At 70.5% G+C, this 23,664-nt stretch carries 18 protein-coding genes and 2 pseudogenes; 8 read left to right on the plus strand and 12 right to left on the minus strand.

Translation table 11 applies throughout. From position 1 onward, the window contains the following. Positions 1-80: 80 nt before the first annotated feature. Positions 81-839: a hypothetical protein gene (locus BZB76_RS28445; protein ID WP_121437535.1), complete on the minus strand. Its 759-nt coding sequence runs from the start codon at positions 837-839 to the stop codon at positions 81-83. 82 nt (positions 840-921) lie between these two features. After that, a complete protein-coding gene (locus tag BZB76_RS28450; protein WP_121437536.1) occupies positions 922-1,890 on the minus strand; it encodes a pirin family protein in 969 nt (322 codons plus the stop codon). Positions 1,891-1,992: 102 nt separating this feature from the next. Here BZB76_RS28450 and BZB76_RS28455 point away from each other — a divergent pair, with 102 nt between their 5' ends. The 3 genes from BZB76_RS28455 (at position 1,993) to BZB76_RS28465 (ending at position 5,397) form a co-directional block, all read left to right on the plus strand. Next, positions 1,993-3,042, plus strand: a complete 1,050-nt coding sequence (locus BZB76_RS28455) for a lipoate-protein ligase LplAB (protein ID WP_121437537.1) — start codon at positions 1,993-1,995, stop codon at positions 3,040-3,042. A gap of 176 nt (positions 3,043-3,218) precedes the next feature. Beyond that, entirely contained in the window at positions 3,219-4,640 is a 1,422-nt protein-coding gene (locus tag BZB76_RS28460; RefSeq protein WP_121437538.1) for a TerD family protein, read from the plus strand. A 94-nt stretch (positions 4,641-4,734) separates the two neighbouring features. Then, complete coding sequence (locus BZB76_RS28465) at positions 4,735-5,397, plus strand: nitroreductase family protein (protein ID WP_121437539.1); 663 nt, start codon at positions 4,735-4,737, stop codon at positions 5,395-5,397. Between the two features lie 51 nt (positions 5,398-5,448). Here BZB76_RS28465 and BZB76_RS28470 read toward each other — a convergent pair whose 3' ends face one another. Next, entirely contained in the window at positions 5,449-6,081 is a 633-nt protein-coding gene (locus tag BZB76_RS28470; RefSeq protein WP_121437540.1) for an HhH-GDP family DNA glycosylase, read from the minus strand. 86 nt (positions 6,082-6,167) lie between these two features. Then, entirely contained in the window at positions 6,168-6,959 is a 792-nt protein-coding gene (locus tag BZB76_RS28475) for a ribonuclease HII (RefSeq protein WP_121437541.1), read from the minus strand. 183 nt (positions 6,960-7,142) lie between these two features. On the opposite strand from BZB76_RS28475, the gene BZB76_RS28480 reads away from it, so the two are divergent. Both BZB76_RS28480 and BZB76_RS28485 read left to right on the plus strand, forming a co-directional pair. Continuing rightward, entirely contained in the window at positions 7,143-9,737 is a 2,595-nt protein-coding gene (locus tag BZB76_RS28480; protein WP_121437542.1) for an AAA family ATPase, read from the plus strand. Between the two features lie 57 nt (positions 9,738-9,794). Further along, positions 9,795-10,877 (plus strand): winged helix DNA-binding domain-containing protein, encoded by a 1,083-nt coding sequence (locus BZB76_RS28485; protein WP_121437543.1) that lies wholly within the window; start codon positions 9,795-9,797, stop codon positions 10,875-10,877. 144 nt (positions 10,878-11,021) lie between these two features. Here the strand turns inward: BZB76_RS28485 and BZB76_RS34355 are convergent, their stop codons facing one another. From BZB76_RS34355 to BZB76_RS28515, 7 genes are all read right to left on the minus strand, one after another. Further along, positions 11,022-11,192 carry a long-chain fatty acid--CoA ligase gene (locus tag BZB76_RS34355; RefSeq protein WP_147449585.1) on the minus strand — a complete coding sequence of 57 codons (171 nt, stop codon included), beginning with the start codon at positions 11,190-11,192 and terminating at the stop codon, positions 11,022-11,024. Between the two features lie 79 nt (positions 11,193-11,271). Then, positions 11,272-12,120 carry a 5-oxoprolinase subunit C family protein gene (locus tag BZB76_RS28490; RefSeq protein WP_121437544.1) on the minus strand — a complete coding sequence of 283 codons (849 nt, stop codon included), beginning with the start codon at positions 12,118-12,120 and terminating at the stop codon, positions 11,272-11,274. Next, entirely contained in the window at positions 12,117-12,731 is a 615-nt protein-coding gene (gene pxpB, locus BZB76_RS28495; protein WP_121437545.1) for a 5-oxoprolinase subunit PxpB, read from the minus strand. The genes BZB76_RS28490 and pxpB overlap by 4 nt, the downstream gene beginning before the upstream one ends. Beyond that, positions 12,728-13,480 (minus strand): LamB/YcsF family protein, encoded by a 753-nt coding sequence (locus BZB76_RS28500; protein ID WP_121437546.1) that lies wholly within the window; start codon positions 13,478-13,480, stop codon positions 12,728-12,730. Before BZB76_RS28500 ends, pxpB begins: the two co-directional genes overlap by 4 nt. 182 nt (positions 13,481-13,662) lie before the next feature. Next, entirely contained in the window at positions 13,663-15,264 is a 1,602-nt protein-coding gene (locus tag BZB76_RS36125) for an SseB family protein (RefSeq protein WP_246007272.1), read from the minus strand. 100 nt (positions 15,265-15,364) lie between these two features. Continuing rightward, a complete protein-coding gene (locus BZB76_RS28510) occupies positions 15,365-16,903 on the minus strand; it encodes a hypothetical protein (protein ID WP_121437547.1) in 1,539 nt (512 codons plus the stop codon). A gap of 148 nt (positions 16,904-17,051) precedes the next feature. Then, a complete protein-coding gene (locus BZB76_RS28515) occupies positions 17,052-17,300 on the minus strand; it encodes a hypothetical protein (protein ID WP_121437548.1) in 249 nt (82 codons plus the stop codon). A 203-nt stretch (positions 17,301-17,503) separates the two neighbouring features. Here BZB76_RS28515 and BZB76_RS28520 point away from each other — a divergent pair, with 203 nt between their 5' ends. The 3 genes and pseudogenes from BZB76_RS28520 to BZB76_RS28530 all read left to right on the plus strand — a co-directional run bounded on the left by BZB76_RS28520 (position 17,504) and on the right by BZB76_RS28530 (position 22,539). After that, the gene (locus BZB76_RS28520) at positions 17,504-18,103 is read left to right on the plus strand and encodes an HhH-GPD-type base excision DNA repair protein (RefSeq protein WP_121437549.1); all 600 of its coding nucleotides are present in this window, start codon (positions 17,504-17,506) and stop codon (positions 18,101-18,103) included. A 395-nt stretch (positions 18,104-18,498) separates the two neighbouring features. Further along, positions 18,499-20,611 (plus strand): annotated as a pseudogene (locus BZB76_RS28525) (SpoIIE family protein phosphatase). A gap of 254 nt (positions 20,612-20,865) precedes the next feature. Next, positions 20,866-22,539 (plus strand): RNA polymerase sigma factor, encoded by a 1,674-nt coding sequence (locus BZB76_RS28530; protein ID WP_170180798.1) that lies wholly within the window; start codon positions 20,866-20,868, stop codon positions 22,537-22,539. A gap of 551 nt (positions 22,540-23,090) precedes the next feature. Here BZB76_RS28530 and BZB76_RS36760 read toward each other — a convergent pair. Continuing rightward, positions 23,091-23,225 (minus strand): annotated as a pseudogene (locus tag BZB76_RS36760) (DUF7455 domain-containing protein); the annotation flags it as partial. Positions 23,226-23,664 lie beyond the last annotated feature (439 nt).

A 23,664-nucleotide genomic window follows, 5' to 3' on the forward strand; every position in this document is an offset into this window, starting at 1 on the left:
CGGGTCAGGGGAGCCGACTTCGGTCGGCTCCCCTGACCTGCGTTTTCGGTCGAAGCGGGGTTCTGGAGGAGGCCGCGGTTCTAGGCTCCGGCGGCTTCTTCCGCTGATTCGCCGAACGGTGTCGGCCTGGTTTCCAAGGCGGAGATGACGGAGAAGACCGCATCGCAGGTGCCGCATGTCGCGTCGCCGAAGACGTGTGTGAGGCCCCGGGCGAGCCTCGGTCGGGCGTCTCTCACCGCTGCGTGGTGCAAGTGCTGTTGGACGTGCCGTAGGTCGTTCGGGGAGGCCGGACGGAGCGGGATGGGGTGCACGTCACCGAGGTTCCAGTCGCGAATCGATGAGTAGCAGCCGTAGTCGCCGATCACGATGCTGACCTTGTCGGAGCACTGGGGGCAGGGGACGTCGCAGCAGAAGTCCAGGAAATCGTCGAGCATGTCGCTCAGCACGGGGAAACCGTCCAGCGCCAGTTTCGCGCGGAAGTAGGTCCGGTAGTCGGCTGGACGTTCCGACAGGCATTGGTCGGCCGAGGCGCTGAGCATGGCGACGGGTCGGCGGAGTTCCTCCGTCTCTTTGAGGGGCCGCCCTTCTCGCAGACCGGCGCCGAAGATCGCGCCGGCGAGTTCGACCGCGGGAAGCCTCACCGCCCGGTTCGTGTGTCGGGAGAGGGAGGCCAGCGTCGGTAGCGCCGCGATGCCGGCGTCGCAGGTGGTCTCCTGGTGCCAGAGCCGAGCCCACAGTCCTTCCCAGGCATCGTCGGCGCCGGTCTCCGCTGCCTGGAGTAGTGCGGGGACGTCGTGCGCCGGGCCGTACATACCGTGCAGGCGTGCCCAGTCGATCATCGCCGGAGTCAACCATGAACGGTGTGGTCGCGCGTCGTCCGTGGGGCCTGACGTGGGCCGGTTGGCCGGTGCGTTCGGGTGGTCAGCGGGTGCGGCCGCGGGGTTTCAGGGGGGTGGCGGGCAGGGTGGGGGCGGGAATCGGTGGGCCGTCGTAGCCGTGCACTTCGCCGAACCGGTCGCCCGTCATCCAGTCCTGCCGGGCCTGGGTGATCTCTTCGCCCATGCGCGCGACGAAGTTCCACCACATCACCAGTTTCTCCGCGAACGGTTCGCCGCCGAGCAGGACGAGTCCGCTGGTGCCGTCGGTCGCCCGGAGGGGGAGTTCGCGGCGGCCCGAGCCGAGGTACAGCATCGAGCCGGGCTCAACGAGCATTCCGTCTATTTCCGTTATTCCGGACATGGTGAGGGCGGCGTACTCGAAGTCGGGTTCGACCGGCAGCCGTGCCTCGGCGCCGTCCGCCAGGGTGATGTCCGCGCCCATGATCGGGGTGAAGGTGGTGCCGGGCGAGGTGGCCGTGTCGAGTCGGCCGAGGATCACGGTGGCGTCGAAACCGGGGCCTCGCACGGTGGGGAGTTCGGTGTGGTGCTCGAAGGCGGGGTCGGTGTCGCGGTGGGTGTCGGGAAGCGCGACCCACAGTTGGGCCCCGTGGAGGATGGGGGCGTGTGCGCGCGGTGACTCCTCCGAGTGGGCGATGGCGCGTCCGGCGGTCATCAGGCCGAGTTGTCTGGGGAGGACGGTCTGGAGGCTGCCCAGGCTGTCGCGGTGCAGGACTTCGCCGTCGTGGAGCCAGCTCACCGTCTGCAGCCCTATGTGTGGGTGCGGGGGTACCTGCATGCCGGGTTCGTCGGTGATGTCGTCCGGGCCGTAGTGATCGACGAAGCACCAGGCGCCGACCATGCGGCGTCCCAGGCTCGGCAGTAGTCGACGGACGACCGTGCTCTCCCCGAGTGGGACGCGCCGGGGAGGAAGCAGTTCGCGCACGGGACGGCCCGGCACGTCGTCCCGTCCACCGCACTCGACCGTCTTCGGTCGCACATCGAGGTTGCTCACCTGCGCCGTCCTTCCGCGCTCGCCACCGTCAACGGTTCCCCGGGACCGGTCCGTCAAGCCGACCGGAATCAGCGGTCGGACGGCGGGGTTCGAATCTACGTGATGCACGGTGAGTACAAGGTCCCCGGTGGCAAGCTCGTCGTCGCCGACGTGGACGTCGTGGACGGGCTCCTGCGCGGGCCGAGGATCAGTGGTGACTTCTTCCTGGAGCCCGACACGGCCCTGGAGGACATCAACGCGGCTCTGGAGGGCCTGCCCGCGGCGCTGGACGCCAGGGCGATCGGCGAGCGTGTCGAGGCGGGGCTGCCGCAGGGCACGGTGATGCTCGGCCTCACCGCGGAGGCGGTGGGGATCGCGGTGCGGCGTGCCGTCACGCGGGCGTCCGACTGGCGTGACCACGCCTGGCGGTTGGTCCATGAGGCCCCGCAGGATCCGGCGTTGCACATGGCGCTGGACCAGGTGCTCGCCGAGGAGGTGGGCGCCGGACGGCGTCCACCGACGCTGCGGGTGTGGGAGTGGGCGTCGCCCGCCGTGGTCATCGGGAGTTTCCAGTCGCTGCGGAACGAGGTGGACGCGGAGGCGGCCGGACGGTACGGCGTGGAGGTCGTCCGTCGAATCAGCGGTGGCGGCGCGATGTTCATCGAGCCCGGCAACACGATCACCTATTCGCTGTACGCGCCGGAGTCGCTGGTGGCGGGCATGTCGTTCGTGGAGAGTTACGCGTTCCTGGACGACTGGGTGCTGGGCGCGCTCGGCGAGTTGGGGATCAAGGCGTGGTACCAGCCGTTGAACGACATCACGTCCGACCAGGGCAAGATCGCGGGGGCGGCGCAGAAGCGGCTCGCCGCCGGCACGGTGCTGCACCACGTGACCATGGCCTACGACATCGACGCGGAGAAGATGCTGCGGGTGCTGCGGATCGGCCGGGAGAAGATCTCCGACAAGGGGGTCGCCAGCGCGGTGAAGCGGGTGGATCCGTTGCGCCGCCAGACGGGTCTCGCCCGCGAGGAGATCATCGACCGGATGATCGCGCATTTCCGGGGCCGGTACGGCCTGGTCGACGACCGTCTGGGCGAGGACGAGGTGCGGCTGGCCCGCAAGTACGTGACCGACAAGTTCAGCACGCCGGAATGGACGGCTCGCGTCCCCTGAGGTGCCGTTTCCGTGGGGAGGGCGGCGTGCTCTTCCCGGCGGGCCACGCTCTTCGAAACAGGTGTCGACGGTCGGACCGGAACTCCCCATGATTTCCGTGCGTCCCTCATTGCAGGTCGCGGGGCCGTGCGAGGGCCCGTAGGTTTGGGGACGTCGTTCGATGATGGGGAGCGTTAATGTCGATGCAGAAGGGCGCCAACACCGCGGTGCCGGTTCCCTCGGTCAGGGTCGAGCTGGGGTGGCAGGGTGGTCCGGGCGTTCCGGACGCGGACGCGTCCGCGCTCCTGCTGGCCGACACGGGTCGGGTGCGTTCGGACGAGGACTTCGTCTTCTACAACCAGCCGGCGCACAAGTCGGGTGCGGTCCGGCATGACGGGAAACAGCGGGGGCCCACGGTCCTGGACGTCCTGTCGATCGATCTGGACCGCGTCGAACCCGCCATCGACAAGATCGTCGTGGCGGCGTCGTCCGACGGGGGTACGTTCGGCCGGTTCCAGGGGTTGTACGTCCGTGTGGTGGACGCCGGGACGGGAGCCGAGGTCGCGCGGTTCGACAGCCAGGGCGCCACGACCGAGACGGCGTTCGTGCTCGGTGAGCTGTACCGGCGGCAGGGCGCGTGGAAGTTCCGTGCGGTCGGCCAGGGTTACGACTCGGGGCTCGCCGGTCTGGCCACCGACTTCGGGATCTCGGTCGACGACCCCGGTCAGGCGGCCGCGCCTCCGCCGCCCGCCCCCGCGCCCCCGCCCGCGCCCGCGCAGCCGCAGACGGTGCCGCCTCCGCCGCCCCCAGGCCAGTACCCGCCCCCGCCTGCGCCGCCCGGTGGCCAGTACACGCCGCCTCCGCCGCCCGGAGGTCAGTACGCGCCCCCGCCGCCCGGTGGCCAGTACGCACCTCCTCCGCCGCCCGGGCAGTACGCGCCCCCGCCTCCGCCCCCGCCCGCGCCGCCTCAGGCGCCGCAGCCGCAGGGCGGTACGGTCTCGCTGACCAAGAACTCTCCGTCGGTCTCGCTCACCAAGCACGGCGCGACGTCCGGTCACATGCGGGTCAATCTCAACTGGACCGCGCGTGAGGGCGTCGCCAAGGGGCGGTTCGGGAAGCGGCGCCGGGGCGTCGACCTCGACCTCGACCTGTGCTGCCTCTGGGAGCTGAAGAACGGTCAGAAGGGCATCATCCACGCGCTCGGTGACATGGGGGCGCTGGAACGTCCGCCGTACATCAAGCTCGACAAGGACGACCGCACGGGCGCGATCGAGACGGGCGAGAACCTGCACATCAACCTCGACCACACCGCGGAGTTCAAGCGGATCCTGGTGTTCGCCGAGATCTACGACGGCGCCGACGACTTCCGTGGCCTGGACGCGGTCGCGACGCTGTACCCGGTGGGCGCGCCGCCGATCGACATGCGCATGGACGACTGCGCCGACGCGTCCCGTGACGCGGTCCTCGCGCTCATCGAGAACGTGAACGGCGAACTGGTCGTCCGCAGGGAGGGCCGGTTCATCCTGCCGCCCCCCGGCCGTCCCCGCTGGGGGAAGATGACGGTCGACCAGGCGTACGGGTGGAACCTGGAGTGGGTCGCCTCACGCGGTAAGGACTGAACGTCCCCGGTCCGCATATGTGCTGGTACGGGCCCGGAACATTGGCTGATCCTGCCGATTGCTCCGGGCCCGACCGCGAGGGTAGGAACGTCGCATGAGTTCTGAGCGGCAGTATCCAGTTGTCCCCGCACCTCGTTTCGAGGTTCCGGAGGGGGAGGCGGTCCAGCGCGTCGAGGCGTTCGCCGACACGATGACGTTGCGCCGCACCGTGCGCGACTTCTCCCGCCACCCGGTGCCGATGGACGTCATCGACCACGCGATCCGTGCGGCGGCGACCGCTCCGAGCGGCGCCAACCTGCAACCGTGGCGGTTCGTGGTCGTCACCGACCCGGAACGCAAGCGGAGGCTCAGAGAGGCCGCCGAGCAGGAGGAACGCGAGTTCTACGAACGGCGTGCCTCGCAGGAGTGGCTCGACGCGCTGGCGCCGCTCGGAACGGACTGGCGTAAGCCGTTCCTGGAGGACGCCCCCGCCGTCATCGTGGTCTTCGAAGTGCACAAGGGCCCGGAGACGCCGCGTCCCTACTACGTGAAGGAGTCGGTGGGGATCGCCGTGGGGTTCCTGCTGGCCGGGCTGCATCAGGCGGGCCTTGCGACCCTCACGCACACGCCGAGCCCCATGAGGTTCCTGAACGAGGTGTGCGACCGTCCGCAGGAGGAACGGGCCTACGTCGTGATCCCGGTCGGGTATCCGGCGGACGACGCGATGGTTCCCGACATCACGCGGAAACCGGTCGAGGAGGTCATCGTCCGGCTGTGATCTCGTCGGGGCGGAGGGCCGCGTAGGGCCGCGTTGGGGCGCTCCGGCGACCTACGCGGCCTTCAGGGTGTCGGCGAGCTTCTTGTCGCGGGCGACCCGTACCAGGGCGGCGGTCAGCCGCGCCAGGTCCTTGTCGGGCACGGTGGAGGCGAGTTCGCGGGCGTCGGTGGGCAGGCCGAGCCGTTCGGCGCCCTTCTTCACCTGGCCGTCGACGTAGGGGCGCAGCCAGGGCCAGATGGACTGGGCCTCGCGGCAGAAGATGTCCACGCCGGTGGGGCCGATGCCGGGGAACTCCTGGAGCAGTTCGGCCGCCTTCCGCGGGTCGCGTCCGGCGTCGATGGCGAGGCGTCGCAGGTCTCCCTTGTACTTGTCCTGGACGATCCGCGCGGTGTCGCCCAGGCGGGACGCGGTGCTCTCGTCGTAGCGGACGTAGTGGCCGCGTCCGAGTGCGTCGACCCGTTCCTGCCAGGTCAGTCTGCTCATTCCGCGTGGTGTTCCGCCGCCCGCCTCGAACAGTTCACGGGCGGCTGCGACGGCGATGTCGGACGAGATGCGCGCGCTCAGCAGGTTGGCCAGGACGAGGAGTTTGAACAGCGCGGCCGGTTGGTCCTTCAGCGGGATGCCGGCCTGTTCGGCGAACGTCTCACCGGACTCGTGCAGCAGCTTCTTCACGACGGTGTCCATGGCATGTACCTCCCGTTGTCGCCGCCTTACCCGGGTCCGTGGAGATGACTCATGCCGGGACGCCGAACGGGGGACCCGAGGCGCGGTCACAGGAGGCTGAGCTGCCCTTCCCCTGCGAGCGGGTCGCGGTGCTTCTTCAGATGCCGCCAGCGCGGCAGGTCGTCGAGATAGGACCACGACATCCGGTGATGCGGCGTCGGCCCGAACTCCGCAAGGGCTTTCTGATGCGCGGGGGACGGGTAACCGGCGCTGTCCGCGAATCCGTAACCGGGGCATTCTTCGTCCAAACCTGCCATCAGCCGGTCGCGATGAACCTTGGCCAGGACGGAGGCGGCCGCGACGGTGACCGACCTCTGGTCGGCCTTGACCTCGCAGCGCACACGCCAGGGGCGGCGCAGAAAGTCGTGCTTGCCGTCGAGGATGACGACATCGGGCGGTAGGGGCAGCGACTCCAACGCGCGGACGGCGGCGCGTCGCAGGGCCTCGGTCATACCGACCTCGTCGATCTCCTCGGGACCGGACTCGCCGATGGCGTGACCGACGAGCCATCCGGGCAACAGTTCGGCGAACGACTCGCGGTGCGCCTCGGTCAGGAGCTTGGAGTCGGTGAGCCCGACCGTCCTGTCGCCGCGTCCCTGGAGGACGGGCGGCGGGGTCAGATCCGTGACCGCCGCGCACACCACGACGGGGCCCGCCCACGCGCCGCGTCCGACTTCGTCCACCCCGGCGATCGTGGTCGGACGGCCGCCCGGGACCGACAGGGCGAGGAGCTGGTCCTCGATCTCGTAGCCCGCGACGCGCGAGATCTCCTCGGCGGCGGGGCCGGGGGCCGGGGTGAGGCCGGGCAGCGCGCCCGGGTGATCGGTCGGGGAAGCCATGCGCTCATCATTCCAGCCGCCGCCGTCGACCGTGGGCAAGCGAACCGCTACTTCTGGACAGCACAAATGTGGTGGTGCCGAGACGCAGGTCTTCCCTGTTCCGTAGCAGGCAGGCGTGGGGACGCCAACGAACCGGGCGCGGGGAGTGCCGTTCCGGGCGGTCCTGCGCTTTACTCGCTTCTGATGGCATTGTTCGGCAGGTCTCGCTCCCGTGCGGCGAAGGACGCCGCGGCGCGGGATCTTTTCGAGCGCCTGCGGTGGCGGTACTTCCAGGTGACGCCGGGGGTGCGGTTCCTGGGCGGCCTGTTGCTCCTCGCCCTGGTGGTGTCGGCGACGGTGGTACTGGACGGGCCGTTCCTCGCCGCGGCGGCGTTCACGGCGATCCTGCTCGTCGTCGTCCATCTGACGTTGCGTTCGCCCACGGGCATGGCGGTCGTCGCCGTCGTCATGGCCTGGCTGCTCCTCCTGATTCCTCTGGGAAGGCTCTACCCGAACGACGAACACCCGCCGTATCTGAGGCCCGAGCTGCTCCTGGCGTTGCTGGCGCTGCCGGTGGCGTTCGTCGCGTTCCGGTTGCGCGGATACACGCCGTGGCGTTCCACGCTCATCGCCTTGGGCGCCGCCGGGCTGACGACGGCGGCCGCGGCGCAGCCCCTGCCGGAGGCGCACGTGGCGCCGGGCTGGATCGCGGCCCTGATCGTCCTCGCCTACCGCTGGGACCAGGCGCGGCGCACGGTGCCCGCCGAGGCGTACGAAACCGGGTGGGTCCAGGAACAGGCGGGCCCGAAGGGGGACGGAACGGTGACACCGCGTAAGAATCCGTCCGGCAACGACAAACGCGAACGGCCGGAACGTCTCGACAGGCCCACCGAAGACGACGGGCCCGGCCGCCCCGGGAAGACCGACCGGCGTGTCCCCGATGACGCCGAGGCCGGTGTCGCGCCGACCGCGGGCCGCGACCAGCGGGCCGCGGCGCAGGCGACCGACACCGCCGAGCCCGGCCGCGCGGCCTCCCCGGCGCCCGCCGAACCACGCGGAGACGCCGCGCCGGAGATCTCGGTGGCGGACGCGCTCGCCGAGCTCGAGGACATGATCGGCCTGGAACCGGTCAAACGGCAGGTCCGCTCGATCGCCGCGTCGATCGAGGCCGCGCACATGCGCGCCGCCGCCGGGGTGCCCACGGAGAAGCCGATGCGGCACTTCGTGTTCGTCGGACCGTCCGGGACGGGCAAGACGACCGTGGCACGCGTCCTCGCCAAGATCTTCTACGCCTTCGGGCTGCTGCCGGAACCGGCGCTGGTCGAGGCGCACCGCGCGGACCTCGTCGGGGAGTTCCTCGGCGCCACGGCCCTCAAGACCAACCGGCTCGTCGACTCCGCGCTGGGCGGCGTGCTGTTCGTCGACGAGGCGTACGGCCTCGTCAACTCCGCCGAGGGGCAGCCCGACCGGTTCGGGGACGAGGCCGTGCAGACGCTCCTCAAACGCGCGGAGGACGACCGCGACAACCTGGTCATCATCCTCGCGGGATACGACGCGCAGATGGCCGAGTTCCTCGACTCCAACCCCGGGCTGGCGTCCCGGTTCGGCACGCGCGTGCACTTTCCGTCGTACCGTCCGTCCGAACTGCTCCGGATTGCCGACTACCACGTCGCCCTCCGCGAGGACCGGCTCGACCCGGAGGCGCGGCGGCGTCTCGCCGCCCGGTTCGAGGAGGTCGAACGGCGCGGCATCGTCGACGAACTGGGCAACGGCCGGTTCGTCCGGTCCCTGACCGAGGCGGCCGCGCGGGCGCGCGACGTGCGCGTCGTGAACGCCGCGTCCGGTCCGGCCGCGCCCAGCGCCGACGACCTGGTCACCCTGTGCGCCGAGGACGTCGAGGCCGCGTTCGCCGAGGTCACCGAACGGTACCGCGGCTACGCGGAGACGCCGACGCTGGACGAGGCGCTCCGCTCGCTCGACGCGATGATCGGACTCGAACCGGTGAAACGGCAGGTCCGCGAGATCGCCGCCCAACTCCAGGTCGCCCGGATGCGTGAGGAACAGGGCCTGGTCACCCGCCCACCGACACGCCACTTCGTCTTCACCGGGCCACCCGGAACCGGCAAGACGACCGTCGCCCGGGTCCTCGGCCGCATCTTCGCCGCCGCCGGGCTCCTCGCCCGTCCGGAAGTGGTCGAGGCGCAGCGCGCGGATCTCGTCGGTGAACACCTGGGCGGAACGGCCCTCAAGACGAACAAGGTGGTCGACTCCGCGCTCGGCGGGGTCCTGTTCGTCGACGAGGCCTACGCGCTGAGCAACCCGGGTTACTCCGGTGGCGACGCGTTCGGCGCCGAGGCCGTACAGACCCTGCTGAAACGCGCCGAGGACGACCGGGACCGTCTCGTCATCGTCCTCGCCGGTTACGAAGCCGAGATGGACGGGTTCCTGTCGTCCAACCCCGGGTTGGCGTCACGGTTCGACGTCCGCGTCGACTTCCCCTCCTACGGACCGGACGAACTGCTGCGCATCGCGCAACTCATCGCCGAGGAGGGCGGCGACCACTGGGAGGACCGCGCCCTGGACGACCTCGCCCTGGTGTTCCAACGCGCCTGCGGATCGGGACGGATCGACGAACTGGGCAACGGCCGGTTCGCCCGGTCCATGTACGAGAAGGCATGCGCGCGGCGCGCGCTGCGGGCCGCCGGACTGGGCGACGCCGCCACCGCCGACGACCTCACGGTGCTCACCGCCGACGACGTTCGCGACGCCTTCGCCGAACTCACCCATCGCCTGGGCTGACCGCTCGGAGGAGCGGACGCGTCGAGTCCTGTCGGGGGCGTGCGCTGTAATCGGAGGATGGAATCGGTGACGTGGGCGCAGGTCCTGGCCTGGCGAATGCGACGGCAGTTCATCGAACGCGCGGGCGACGCGTCGGTGGTGGAGGTCGCGCGCCGTCTTGCCGGGGTACAGGCGCAGGTCGCCTCGTCGGCGGAGTTCGCCATCGCGGTAAGGCAGGCCGCCCCTGAAGCGGGCGCGGTACGACGAGCGCTCATCGACGAACGGACACTCGTCAAGACCTGGGCCATGCGCGGCACCCTGCATCTGCTCCCTGCCGACGAGGCCGCCGCCTACCTCGTGCTGTGCGCCGCCGTCCGCCACTGGGAGAAACCCGTCTGGCAGCGCAACTTCGGGGCCACGCCCGCCGATCTGGAGGCGATGGCCGAGGCGGCCACCGGCGCGCTGGCGAACGGTGCGACGGTCACGCGGGAAGAGCTCACCGAGGCCATCGTCGACGAGACCGGCTCGCGCCACCTCGCCGAGATCCTCAACTCGGGCTGGGGCACCGTCCTCAAACCCCTGGCGTGGTGGGGCGTCCTCTGCCACGGCCCCGCGCAGGGCACACGCGTGACGTTCACCTCACCGCAACGGTGGCTGCCCGGTTGGAGCGGGCTGCCGCCCCTGGAGGACGCCGCCCGCACCGCGATCCACACGTTCCTCGGTGCGCACGGGCCCGCCACCCCCGACATGTTCGACAACTGGCTGATGCGCAAGATGAACCGGAAGAGAGACGTCAAGAGCTGGTTCGCCGCGGCCGAGGACGGGCTCTCCACCATCGAGGTGGACGGCGTACCGATGTACCTCCTGGACGAGCACCGCGACGAACTCCTGGCCACTGAGCCGAGCGCGTCCGTCCGGCTGCTCGGAGCCTTCGACCAGTACGTGTTGGGCGCGGGAACAGGCGCGACCTACCTTGTGCCCCCGGAGCGTCGCAAAGAGGTGAGTCGGGCCGCGGGCTGGATATCCCCGGTCGTGCTGTACCAGGGACGCGTGGCAGGCGTATGGGAGACCAAGGACGACGACGTGGCCGTGACCCCATTCGAAGACATTCCCGCCGCCCCGCTCAAGGACGCGCTGAGCCGAGTGAAGCCACTGCTGTAGCGGCGTGCCGCATGGCCGAACAAGCGGCCGTTATACCGGTGGAAGCGGAGTAGTTGGCCTGGGCGTAGTTGCGCGGCGTGGGAAAGCGAGGACGGGGCGAGCACTGCGATGGCGGGGTGACCGAAGGACGCGCTGAGTGCCGGTTCAGAGCACGGTAGACCATGACCAGGAGAGAAGGTCGTCGCGGGCGAGGTCGCCGCCACTCTCTCCCACCATCCGAAGGTCCGCGACGTCGTCGTCCCCGCCGGTGTTGACCACGTCGGCGAGCCGGCCGCGGACGTGGAGCCGTCCGTTCTCCAGAACGCCGAGGTCCAAGGGTGAGGACCCAGGCGCCGTCGAGTCTGAGTGAAGCCCGCTGCTGTAGCGGCGTGCTGCATGGTCGAGCAGGCGGCTGCTACAGGTGGAAGCGTAGGTGTTGGCCTGGGCGTAGTTGCGCGGCGTGGGAGAGCGAGGATGAGGTGAGCACTGCGATGACGGGGTAACCGCCGGTCGTCGGATGGTCGGCCAGGAAGATGATGGGCGTCCCGCTGGGCGGAACCTGGAGCGAACCGGTCACCATGCCCTCGCTGCCGAGTTCGCCGCCACGGGCACGGGTCAGTGGTGGTCCGTCCAGCCGTACGCCGATCCGGTTGCTGTCCGGTGAGACCACGTAGGACGCGGTGGTGAGGGTGGTCAGCGCGTCTTCCGAGAACCAGTCGTCACGTGGGCCCGGCAGGATGCGCAGTAGCGGCGTCTCCGGGAGGGGCGGCACGGGTGCGACGTCCACGGTGATGTCACCGAGACCCTTGGTGTCGCCTACTGGGAGGCGGTCACCGGATGACAGCGGCGCGGGCCCGAGGCCGGACAGAAGGTCGGTCGAACGGCTTCCCAGTACTTCGTCGACGGTGACACCCCCGCGGACGGCGAGGTAACTGCGCAGACCGGACGTCGGCGTGCCGAACTCGACCAGTGCCCCAGCGGCGACGTGACACGGCGCGCTCATCCCGTACGGGCGGCCGTCGACGCGCAGCGGGACGGGTGCCCCCGTCACCGCGATCCAGGCGTGCCGGTGAAACCGCAACGCGGCTCCGCCGAGCGTCAGCTCCACGCCCGCCGCGCCCTCGGAATTGCCGACGAGCCGGTTGGCGAGGCGGAGCGCGGGCTCGTCCGCGGCTCCGGAACGCGGAACGCCGAACTGCGCGCGGCCCGGCCTGCCGAGGTCCTGCACGGTCGCGAGCGGTCCGGGCCGCACCACCTCGATCAAAGGGACCCCTCGGGGACGAAACGGACACGCATCCCCGGGCGGAGCAGAGACGGCGGATCGCGCGTGACGTCCCACAGCCGCAGATCGGTCCGGCCGAGGAGCCGCCAGCCGCCCGGCGACCGCGACGGGTAGACGGCCGCGTACGGCCCCGCGATCGCCACCGAACCCGCCGGGACCGACGTCCGCGGCGACGCGCGCCGCGCCACGTGCAGGCGGGGATCGAGGCCCGTCAGATACCCGAAGCCGGGGGAGAAACCCAGGTAGGCGACCGTGTACGACGCGGCGGAGTGCCGGTGGACGACCTCCTCGCGCGACAGCCCCGTATCGGCGGCGACCTCGTCCAGGTCTTCGCCGTCGTAGACCACCGGTATCTCGACCGGTTCGGTGTCTCCCTCGGCGCTCTCAGGCAGTGGCAACCGCGGAAGTCGCGCGGCGAGACGGTCCAGATCTGCGGACGGGTCGAGGACCACCAGGACGGTCTGTTCTCCGACGACGACGTCCACGATGCCTGGGATCGGTTCGTCCCGCAGGGCGGCGTTCAAGCGGTGGGCGGTCGCAAGGTCACCGGTCTCCACGAGCAGAGCCGTGTCACCGGCGCGCAGCACCCTCACGCGAACGACTCCAACACCACACCCGCCTCCGTCAGCGCCGACCGTACCGACCGGGCCAGATCCACGGCGCCGGGAGTGTCGCCGTGCACGCACATGGACCGGGCGTTGAGCACGACCTCACCGCCGTCCACCGCCCTGACGGTGCCTTGTGTCGCCATCTGGACGGCGCGCCGGGCGACGGTGTCCCGGTCGTGGATGACGGCCCCCTGTTCTCGGCGGGACACGAGCCGGCCGGACGGCGTGTACGCCCGGTCGGCGAAACACTCGGTGACGACGGTGAGCCCGTCGGCGACGCCACGCAGCGCGGAGTCGGCGAGCGTCAACAACGGAAGCGACGGGTCGTACTCCCGCACCGCCTCGGCCACCGCACCGGCCTGCACGGTGTCGCGGACCACCCGGTTGTAGAGCGCTCCGTGCGGCTTGACGTACGCCACGCGGCCCCCTTCCACGCGCGCCAACCCGTCCAGCGCCGCGAGTTGGTACAGCACCTCGGCGGTCAGCTCCGGCGCGGGAACGTCGATCTCCCGGCGTCCGAAACCGGCCAGATCCCGGTACGACACCTGCGCGCCGATCGTCACCCCGCGCTCGACGGCCGCCGCGCACACCCGGCGCATGATCGACGGATCGCCCGCGTGGAACCCGCACGCCACGTTCGCGCTCGTGATCACCTCCAGGAGGGCGAGATCGTCGCCCAGCTCCCAGACGCCGAACCCCTCACCGAGATCGGCGTTGATGTCGATGACCGCCATGCCCAAGACCTACCACCGATCTCCGTGTCTCAGACGGCCGCCCCGGCCGCGTTCCACCGCTCAAGTCGGACGTGGCTGTGCGCGCCTGTGAGACCCCGAGGTTCGGGGGAGGTCGCTCGGGTCTCGTCCGTGTCCGCGAGGGGCTCTGCGGCGGGCTGATGGCCGTACGGGCGGGAGCCGGTTCACTCGGGGCGCGGAGCCGGGAGGGCGTCGGTCCTGGCCGGGGCCCACACGCCGCCGATGGCGTCGTAGACCGCCAGGATCGCCTCGTCGTCGTCGCCGGTCGAGCGCCAGAGGCGGGCCCCGTGCGGCGGCCGCATCGGAAGGCCCGCGGACTGCCGCGCCGGGCCGTCCACCGGGCTCTTCGTCGTCGGCGCGCCCAGGGGAAGTCCCCCGACGGGCTCGGGCACGGCGGCCTCCGGAGCCGCCGGCTCCGGGACGGCGGGTTCCCGGACGGCGGGTTCCGGAGCGGCCGCTTCGGGGGCGGCGGGCTCCGGTTCCGCGGGCTTCTCGGCCGCGACCGGCTCGGGTGACAAGCCGTTCGGGTGGGTCGTGTTCGCGTCGAGCGCCGCACTCAGTTCGGCGAGCGTGTACGGGTCGATCGCGGTGTGCGACTCGTCCTGCACCCGGTCGACGCCGTTGGCGGAGCCGTTGATCGGTGGAGGCGAACCGCCGACCACCGGATTGGGCCCCGACAGCGCGTTGGGGTTCACCGTCCCGTACGGGTTGGTGACGTCCGGGGCGAGGGACGGTGCCGTGCCGGAGGTTCCGAGCATGCGGGCGATGACCGACGAGTCCAGGAGGACCTCGCTCGGCAGGCCCCAGTTGATCGCCAGCCGCCAGGTGGGATCGGGCCAGCCGGACGCGAGCCGGGCGAAGGAGGTGCGCCGGTAGAGGCCCGGGTGCCGGTCGCCGGTGCGGGCCAGGGCGGCCGGTGAGGTGAAGACCGTGACGTAGGTGCTACTGCCGATCGTGATCGTGGGGAACTCGGCGCGGTCGGGATCCTCCACGGCGGAGGCGGTCGCGGGGAGCACCAGGTCGGCGCCGGCCAGCAGCCGGAAGTACGTGGTGTTGTCGCCGTTCGCCTTGGCCTCGGCGAGACGGGGCTCCAGCGGATCGGCGTCCGCGTGGGGCAGGCCCTCCGGGAGCGGGGAGGCCCCGACGGGCGGAGCCACGGCGGGCGGTGCCGCGGGGGGCGCTATGGCGGGCGGCGCCGCGGCGGGCGGTATCGCGGCGGGCGGCGGGCCCGCCTCCGCGAACCGCTCCCCGAACGGGTGGTCGGAGGCGCCGCAGGACGAGGAGCGACGCTTGTTCACGCGCGAGGGGTCCGCGACGTCGATGCCGAAGTCCGTCAGCTCGATCAGGCCGGTGCCGTGCCGGTGGAACGACTCGTACACGAGGTCGGACGGCCGCCGTACGCCCTGGACGTCGCGAAGGGCGGTGACCATGACGTCGGCCAGCCGCGAGAAGTCGCCGTCGGTCACGGCCGGCATCCCGCCGGGCGTGCCGAACTCCGGCAGCTCCGTCCACCAGTTGCGCGGGGCGGGGTCGGCGGGCGGACGCCAGCCCACATCGCTCATGATCTCCTCGTCGGCCCTGGTGAGCAGCAGCGGCCCTTCGAGGAAGTTGTTGCTGACGGCCTCGGCGTAGAGCCGGTCGGGCTCGCGCATGGCCTGGACGTAGTGCCGGCTCTCGTCGCGCTCCCGCACGATGAGGATCGTGTCCCGTTCGAGACCCGCCAGCTCACGACCCAGCCGCCGGGCGAACTCGGACCACTCCAACAAGATCACTCCCTACGACCGGGGCCGGCCCCCCGGGTCCCCCGCGAGACCGTGTCCGAGACCTGATGATTGCCGCCGGGGACGCCGCGTGCAAACCGGGAGTTCACTCCGGTGCGGGTTCGTGGCGGAGCACACGCAGGGCCTCGTGGAGCCTGTCGGGATCGTCTTCGTGGTGGTCCAGGACGTCCATGAGTCTGTGCAAGATCTGGTGGCGTTCGTAGCCGACGTCGAGCAGCGACTGTGCGGTATCCCACAGCTGCGGCGGGTCGCCGTCCCACAACCGTCGGGTGAGGCGTTCGTGCGCGTCCAGGTGCTCCTCGTCGCCGCCGGGATGTTCGAACTCCAGGATGACGCGCCGGTCGTCGGGATCGGAGGGGTCCAGGGTCGACAGGTCGATATAGCCGTGCCGTCCGGTCCGCCTGTGCCTTCCGGACAGGAACGGCAGGGCGAACGCGCGGCGGGGGAGCGCCTCCAGGTCTCCGTCGGGCAGGAGCCGGTCGACCACCGCGCGGTCGAGGCCGAAAGCGGCCGGATCGCGGTAGGCGTCGGCGAACTTGGCGGTGGCGTCCCACAGGGCGTCCAGCGTCACCCTGATGCCCTCCTCGGGCAGCCCGGTGCGCCGACCCGCCCACCGTACCCACGCGGCCAGCACGTGCGGCACGGCCTCCTGCTCGGTCGGCGACAGCAACACCTTGCGCGGCAGCCAGTCGAGCAGGAACATCTCGCACTTGACGGGGCTGACCCGAAGTGGCCGCCCGAAATCGTGGGTGCAGCCGTAGTCGATGATGCGGTCGACGCACCGGCTGGCGGCGGACAGGTCGGACAGGCGCCCGGCCTCCTCCGACGCGAGGAACGTCGCCGCGATCGTCGCCCGCCTGTCGTGCCCGTACACCGGAGGGTCGGGCAGACGCCCGCCGGGCGGGAGGATGTCCACCCGTGCGCGGACGAAGGCGTGGTACGACCCGAAATTCTCGTTCACCGGCGGGTCGCGCGTGTCGTCGGTGACGTCCAGCGCGCTCAGCAACAACGCCCTGGCCTCCCGTGGATCGAGGGGCTCGAACCGGATGAGGGGATTCTCGCGGCCCTCTCGACGGCACTGCTCCAGAAGGTCGTCGACCCTGGACGAGACCCAGGCGTCCCTGACCATCCCGGGCATCGGCGGGCGCACGACACGCGTGGCGCGGGCGAACGGGTCACCGGTCGGGTCGACGACCCCGGCCTTGTTACGGTCGACCACCACGACAAGGGCGTGCCGTTCGGTGCCGCCGTAGGTGTAGGTACAGACGACGGAGTCCTGGTCGCCGTAGACGTCCCGGGACACGAAGCACTCCTCGGACGCGACCATTCCCACGTGGTCGGCCCAGCCCGGCCGGGCGACACCGTTCCCCATGAGATCCAGCGCGGCGCGTTCGGCCTTCGCCGCCTGGCGGGGGGTGCCCATGTAGGCCATACCGATGAGCAGACCCAGCGCGGCCGGGGTACCGGCCGCCGCGGCGTGGTCGACGAGGGCCTCGCCGATGACCTCCTCGACGTCCCCGCCCGGCACCCGCTGCCCCCACCATGACCCGAGGATCTCGCTGACGATGAGTTCGGCGTCCAAGGGGCTGCGCACGGCCAGCAGCTCGCGTGCGTGCTGGAGCATGCCGTCGAAAATCGCGGAGACCTCGTCCGGGGGCGTCGATCCGTCCCGGCCCGGTTCCCCGGAGGGACGGTGGCGACTACGGGGACTCACCCCTCTAGCCTCTCAGATCAGACGCGGGCGGTGTCCCGTACACGTCCGAAGAGGGACTTCAGCCGTCCACCTCGCCGGCCGACGCGCGTCTTGAGGGCGGCTCCGACTTCAGTCTCCCGGTGAGATGCTCGCGGGCCATCCGTTCGACCCTCGCGGAGGTGACCTCCAGACCCAGGTGGGCCATGCGCGCCTGGACGTCGGCCACGCACCGGTGCACCGTGTCCGACGGAACGGACCCGAACTCGTCGCAGAGCCGCCGGGCCAGTGCCTCGCGGATTTCGCTCCGGTGATCAGCCAGTGCGGGCATCGGCGCACACCTCCGTGCACGGGTCGCGGTTGAAGGCCCTGCCTTGATGTCCCATTCCAGTGCTTTTGTCGGGAGAGTCAATACGTTCCGGGAGGTCGTTTGGCAAATTCTGCGCCGTCCCTGGTGGAGGGCTCGTCCGGATCGGCGTCCCGCAGTCCCGCGCGGTCCCGCTGTGACGTTCGGACCGGCCCTAAGCTGGGCGCATGGCCACGAAGGTTCAACTCACCCAGCGTCCGGAAGCCGACGAACTGCTCGGCCGCAGCCCGCTGGCCGCGCTTGTGGGCATGCTGCTCGACCAGCAGATCCCGATGGAGTGGGCGTTCACCGGCCCCTACACCATCACCCAGCGGCTCGGCACCGACGACCTGGACGCGCACGAGATCGCCGCGTACGACCCGGAACGGTTCGCCGCGCTGCTGTCGGAGAAGCCCGCCGTGCACCGGTACCCGGGATCCATGGCGAAGCGCGTCCAGCAGTTGTGCCAGTACCTCGTGGACACCTACGACGGGGACGCCGAACAGGTATGGAAGGGCGCGGACACCGGCAAGGAGCTGTTCAAGCGCCTCAGCGGCCTTCCCGGTTTCGGCAAGCAGAAGGCCCAGATCTTCCTGGCGCTGCTGGGCAAGCAGTACGGGGTCAGGCCGGAGGGCTGGCGCGAGGCGGCCGGAGCGTACGGGGAAGAGGGCTCGCACCGGTCCGTCGCCGACATCACCGGCCCCGAGTCGCTCGCCCAGGTCCGGGCCTTCAAGCAGGAGCAGAAGGCCGCGGCCAAGGCCGCCAAGGCCGGCAAGGCCGCAACCTGAGCGGGCCGGTCGCCGACACGGACGATCGCGTCAACTCGCCGAAAAAGCCGAGTTGACGCCCTGTGACACCGTGGCGCCGTAACATCTGCTACTCGCCGTCCTGGCGGACCGCCTCCCGTGTCCTCCGCGACGGTGTCCGAATCCGACGTGTTCGCCGGGGCCGAAGGGGACAAGTATGTTTCAGCAGGGCTTCCGTATGCGGCGAACCATCGGGATGATGAATACCTGACTCCGACCGGTGTTGTGATGGAGGCGGGAGCGCTAGCCTGCTCCCATTCACTCATAGTGATGAAAAATTGCCGCGCGGTACGGGACCCTCTGGGGCGGAGGTGTTGTCCTTGAGCACCGAGACGTCCGTTCCGCATCCCCGCGTCTCAGGGGTGGAGGGGCAGCCCATGGATGCGACCGACGCCGCGCTGTACGCGACCTTGCTGACCGAGGCCCCCGCCGGGCTGGCGTTCTTCGACCGCGATCTGCGCTGCCGCAGGGCCAACGACGCGCTCGCCGCGCTGCTGCGCGTGCCGGTGCGCGACCTGCAGCAACGAAGGCCCCGCGAGGTGCTGCCCGAGGCGCTGGCGACGGCGTTCGAGACCGCGCTGCGCAAGGTGATCGACGAGAACCGTCCGCTGAGCGACCTCGACCTGGTCGTCCCGGCCGGTGAGCCGTCGTCCGGCGCGCACGAGACGGACGGGCCGTCCCCGCCCTCGGCGGCACCACCGTCCGCGTCCGCCGCCACGGTCACGACCGTCGACGAGCGGATCCTGGCCTGCTCGTGGCTGCCCGCCAAGGACGCCGACGGCGAGCATCTGGGGGTCGTCCTGACCGCGCTGGACGTGACCGACCGCCGCAGGGGCGAGGAGGTCATCCGCCGCAAGGAGCAGCGCTACCGCTCGCTCGTGGAGGCCAGCGCCCAGGTGGTGTGGGTCGCCGCCCCGGAGGGCGGCGTGATCGACGACGCGCCCGAATGGCGCGCGATCACCGGCCAGACGCCGGACGACTACGCGGTCGGCGGATGGCTGTCGGTGGTGCATCCCGAGGACCGTCCCCGCATCGAGGCCGCCTGGCGCGACTGCGTCGAGGAGAACCGCGTCTTCGAGACCAACTACCGGGTCCGCACCAAGAGCGGCACCTACCGCCACTTCGACGTGCGGGCCGTGCCGATCTGGCAGGGTGACGCGGTCATCGAGTGGGTCGGCGCCAACACCGACGTCACCGGGCAGCGCGAGGCCGAGGAGATGCGCGGGCGGCTGACCGAGCAGCTGTCGGCGGCGGGCGCGCCTCCAGCAGGCCACGTCGATGCTCGCCGAGGCGCTGACCGTGTCCCAGGTCGTCCAGGTCATCACCGAGGTGGGACGGTCGGCCATCGGCGCCGACTACTCCGCGGTGGCGCTCCTGGACGACGACAAGCTCCGCCTCAGGATCGTGGCGCCGTCCCAGCCGGGCGCCGAGAGCGAGACCGCGCCCGTCTCCCGCGACGAGATCAAGGTCAGTGACCAGACCGTGATGTCGGTGGCGGTGCGCGAGAGCCGGCCGTTCCTGGCCGAGCATCCCGACAGCCTGCGCCTGCAACTCGGCCACGGCGAGCGTGACCTGTTCGCCCAGCACATCGAGGAACGCGCCTGGGTGGGCCTGCCGCTGCTCGCGGCGGGCGCCCCGATCGGCGCGCTGCGCTTCTCGTTCACCCGGCCCCGGGAGATCACCGAGGAGGAGCGGGTCTTCCTGGAGGCGCTCGCGGGACAGTGCGCGCTGGCCGTGGAGCGTGCCCTGCTGTTCGAACGCGAGCACCGGACGGCCGAGGAACTCCAGCGCAGCCTGTTGCCGAGCGACCTGCCCCAGCTGCCCAGCATGGTGCTGGCCGCCCGCTACAACCCCGCGACCCGTCACGTCCAGGTCGGCGGCGACTGGTACGACGTGTTCCGGCTCCCCGACGACCGGCTCGCCATGGCCGTCGGCGACGTCATGGGCAAGGGCGTCCTCGCCGCGGCCGGTATGGGACGCGTCCGCAACGCCCTCCGGGCGCTCGCGCTGAACGATTCGCGTCCCGCCGCGGTCCTGGCCGGGCTCGACCGCCTGTTCAGCGCCACCGAGGACGAGGAACAGTTCACCACCGTCGCCTACGCGGTCATCGACCCCGAGACCGGGCACGGCGAGTTCAGCAACGCCGGTCACCCGCCACCCCTCCTGATCTCCCCGGACGCGCCCGCGCGGGTCAGCGCCCGGGAGCCCGGCACGCCCCTCGGCTGGCCGAGTCAGCGACAGCAGACAAGTTTTTCCATCGAGACCGGCAACACTGTGGTGTTCTATTCCGATGGACTTGTGGAGAACCGTAGGCGTGGGGTGGACGCAGGGCTGGAGGAGCTTGTCGCCGTCGCGGCGGACGCCCCACCTGAAGTGGTAGGAGATCCCGAGAGACTCGTCGACTTCCTGGTCGATCGGATGCTTGCCGGGTATGAGCAGGTAGACGATGTGACCGTGCTTGCTCTGCACGTCCCGCCCAAGTTCGCCTGAAACGCGCCGGAGACGACGCGAAGACGGCGGAGCACGTTCGAAGGACCGTCCCGGGCCCTCTAAGGTGGAGAGTTACCGGGTAGGACTTCACAGGCGGAATGCGCAGCAGTGCCAGAATGCTTGACCCAAAGAGAGCGGGTACGCTGCGGTCCCGCACCGGGAGGTCCGTTCCGTGTGTGGTCCCACCCAGTGTGAGGCCGGGCCCATCAGGGCACTTGGGTCAGCCAAGCCACACGTTCGTTCGAGAGGTATTTGTGTCGCCTGCTAGCTCGACCTCGAAAGCGTCAGATCTGCACGATCACGTCATCGCGCAACTGATCGAGCGTGGACGGTCCCAGGGCAATCGCCTCGAAGCCGACGACGTACGACGTACGTTCGAGGAGGCCGACATCCCCGTGTCTGCGGCCTCCAGCATTCTGCGGAGCCTCAGCAAGGAGGGTGTGACCGTCATGGTGAGCGCTGCCGACTCCGCGGCGCCCAAGCGTTCGCGCAAACGCGCGTCGCAACCGGTGCGCAGGCCCAAGACCGCCGCGGCGGCCAAGGAGCAGCCCGACACGGTGACCGCGGTCGTCGGCGACGACGCGGTCCCCGGGGGCGCCGAGGAGATCGCGGCCGAGCCGCGCCCCGCGGCCGTCAAACCCACGCCGAAGAAGGCCGCGCCCGCCAAGGGCGCCAAGTCCAAGAAGGCCGCGCCCGCCAAGAAGGGCGTGGCGCAGGCCGCCAAGGCGGCCGTCCCGGCCAAGCCCGACGCCAAGAAGGCCTCCGACGACCCCGAGGTCGAGGACGATGTGGACGTCGACATCGACGCCGACCTCGCCGACCTCGACGTCGACCTGGAGGACGACACGGCCGCCGAGGTCGTGGACGCCCCCGACGACGACGAGGCCGCCGCCGCGCCCGCCGCGAAGGCCGCGCCCACCGGCAAGCCGACCGAGGGCGCCGCCAACGAGGAGGAGGGCTTCACCCTCGGCGACGACGACGAGGACGCCCCCGCGCAGCAGATCGCGGCCGCGGGCGCCACCGCCGACCCGGTCAAGGACTACCTCAAGCAGATCGGCAAGGTACCCCTGCTCAACGCCGAGCAGGAGGTCGAACTCGCCAAGCGCATCGAGGCCGGCCTGTTCGCCGAGGAACGCCTCGCCGTCGCCGCGTCCGCCATGTCCGAGGAGGACCTGGAGGACTTCGAGTGGATCGCCGAGGACGGCCGCCGCGCCAAGAACCACCTCCTGGAGGCCAACCTCCGACTGGTGGTGTCGCTGGCCAAGCGCTACACCGGCCGCGGCATGCTGTTCCTGGACCTGATCCAGGAGGGCAACCTCGGCCTGATCCGCGCCGTGGAGAAGTTCGACTACACCAAGGGCTACAAGTTCTCCACGTACGCCACCTGGTGGATCCGGCAGGCGATCACCCGCGCCATGGCCGACCAGGCCCGCACCATCCGCATCCCGGTGCACATGGTCGAGGTCATCAACAAGCTGGCCCGCGTGCAGCGCCAGATGCTCCAGGACCTGGGCCGCGAGCCCACCCCGGAGGAGCTCGCCAAGGAACTCGACATGACCCCGGAGAAGGTCGTCGAGGTCCAGAAGTACGGCCGCGAGCCCATCTCCCTGCACACCCCGCTCGGCGAGGACGGCGACAGCGAGTTCGGTGACCTCATCGAGGACTCCGAGGCCATCGTCCCGGCGGACGCGGTCAGCTTCACGCTCCTCCAAGAGCAGCTCCACTCCGTCCTGGACACGCTCAGCGAACGTGAGGCCGGCGTGGTGTCGATGCGGTTCGGCCTCACCGACGGCCAGCCGAAGACCCTGGACGAGATCGGCAAGGTGTACGGGGTGACCCGGGAACGCATCCGCCAGATCGAGTCCAAGACCATGTCGAAGCTCCGCCACCCGTCCCGCTCGCAGGTCCTCCGCGACTACCTCGACTGATCACACCCGGCACCACGCAACAGGGCCCCTCCCACCGGAGGGGCCCTGTTCCGTACACGCGTCAACACCCACCCTTCCTGACCACCCACGTCTCCCACCCACTCGAGCACCCGCCGCAGCTCATGGGCGCTGAGATGGCGCTGGGCGCGTCGGACGCACTCTCCAGGGACTGGGGCCCGGCTGCGCGGTTTCCAGAGCCGTGGTGAGATCAGGCGGCGTCTCGTCAGGTGTTGGCTAGGGAGAGGCCGTGTGGTTCGGGCGGGATGCGGTGCTTTGGTGGCGCACCGGGACGGGGGTCATCGTCGTGGTCATCAGGGTGGTCATGCCCGGGTGGACAGTGACTTGTGCGTAATGGGGTGAAGAATGTCACCAGTGGGTGACGGTTTGGCGAACTTGGTGGTCCGCGTCACTGGACGGGGCGTTTCTCGCTACGGTTCGCTGTCGATCAATAGCGTTATGTAGTCGGGTCCGATTGGCTTGGCGAGTGGTGAAATGCGAACGGCGGCCACCGTTTCCGGTGGCCGCCGTTCGTGGCTCCTGCTATATGGGGATCACCGCTCGTCGTTGGGGGCGGTGGCCGGGGTTTCGTTGAGCCGGTCGGTCTCGTCCTGAATGTCGGCCCCGTTGGCGCGGAGGGCCTCTGCGTACTTGCGTCCGTGGTGGGCGCAGAACAGAAGGTCGCCGCCGCCTACAAGGACTGCACGGACGTAGGCCTGAGCGCCGCAGCGGTCGCATCGGTCAACGGCTTGGTTGGGGCAAGGGCTCCAGTCACGGCACCTTCCTCATGCTCGGGGTCGGTACTTAGGACAACATCTAACCCGACGCCGACGTTCCCAACCTGGTTCTTCGTACGCCCACAGCAGAATGGCCCAATAAGTGACCGACATCACATTAGGCGGTACGATGCGGCCGGACGCGTGACCGTTCGCGTGTGATCAGTCGTCGGAAGGGCGGCCGGACGGCCGTGGCGGACCGTGATCCGCGACCGGCGACCGGGGCGGGGCCGATCGGGGTAGCCTGCCAAGGGTCGGATTTCGCCGTGCGGGCGCGCTGGAACGTCCGTGGCGGCGAGCCTTTCGGAGGACTGTCGGTGCCCGGGGGTACTCTTCTGCCGACCGTCCGACC

Source organism: Actinomadura pelletieri DSM 43383 (assembly GCF_003634705.1).
Taxonomy (GTDB): domain Bacteria; phylum Actinomycetota; class Actinomycetes; order Streptosporangiales; family Streptosporangiaceae; genus Spirillospora; species Spirillospora pelletieri.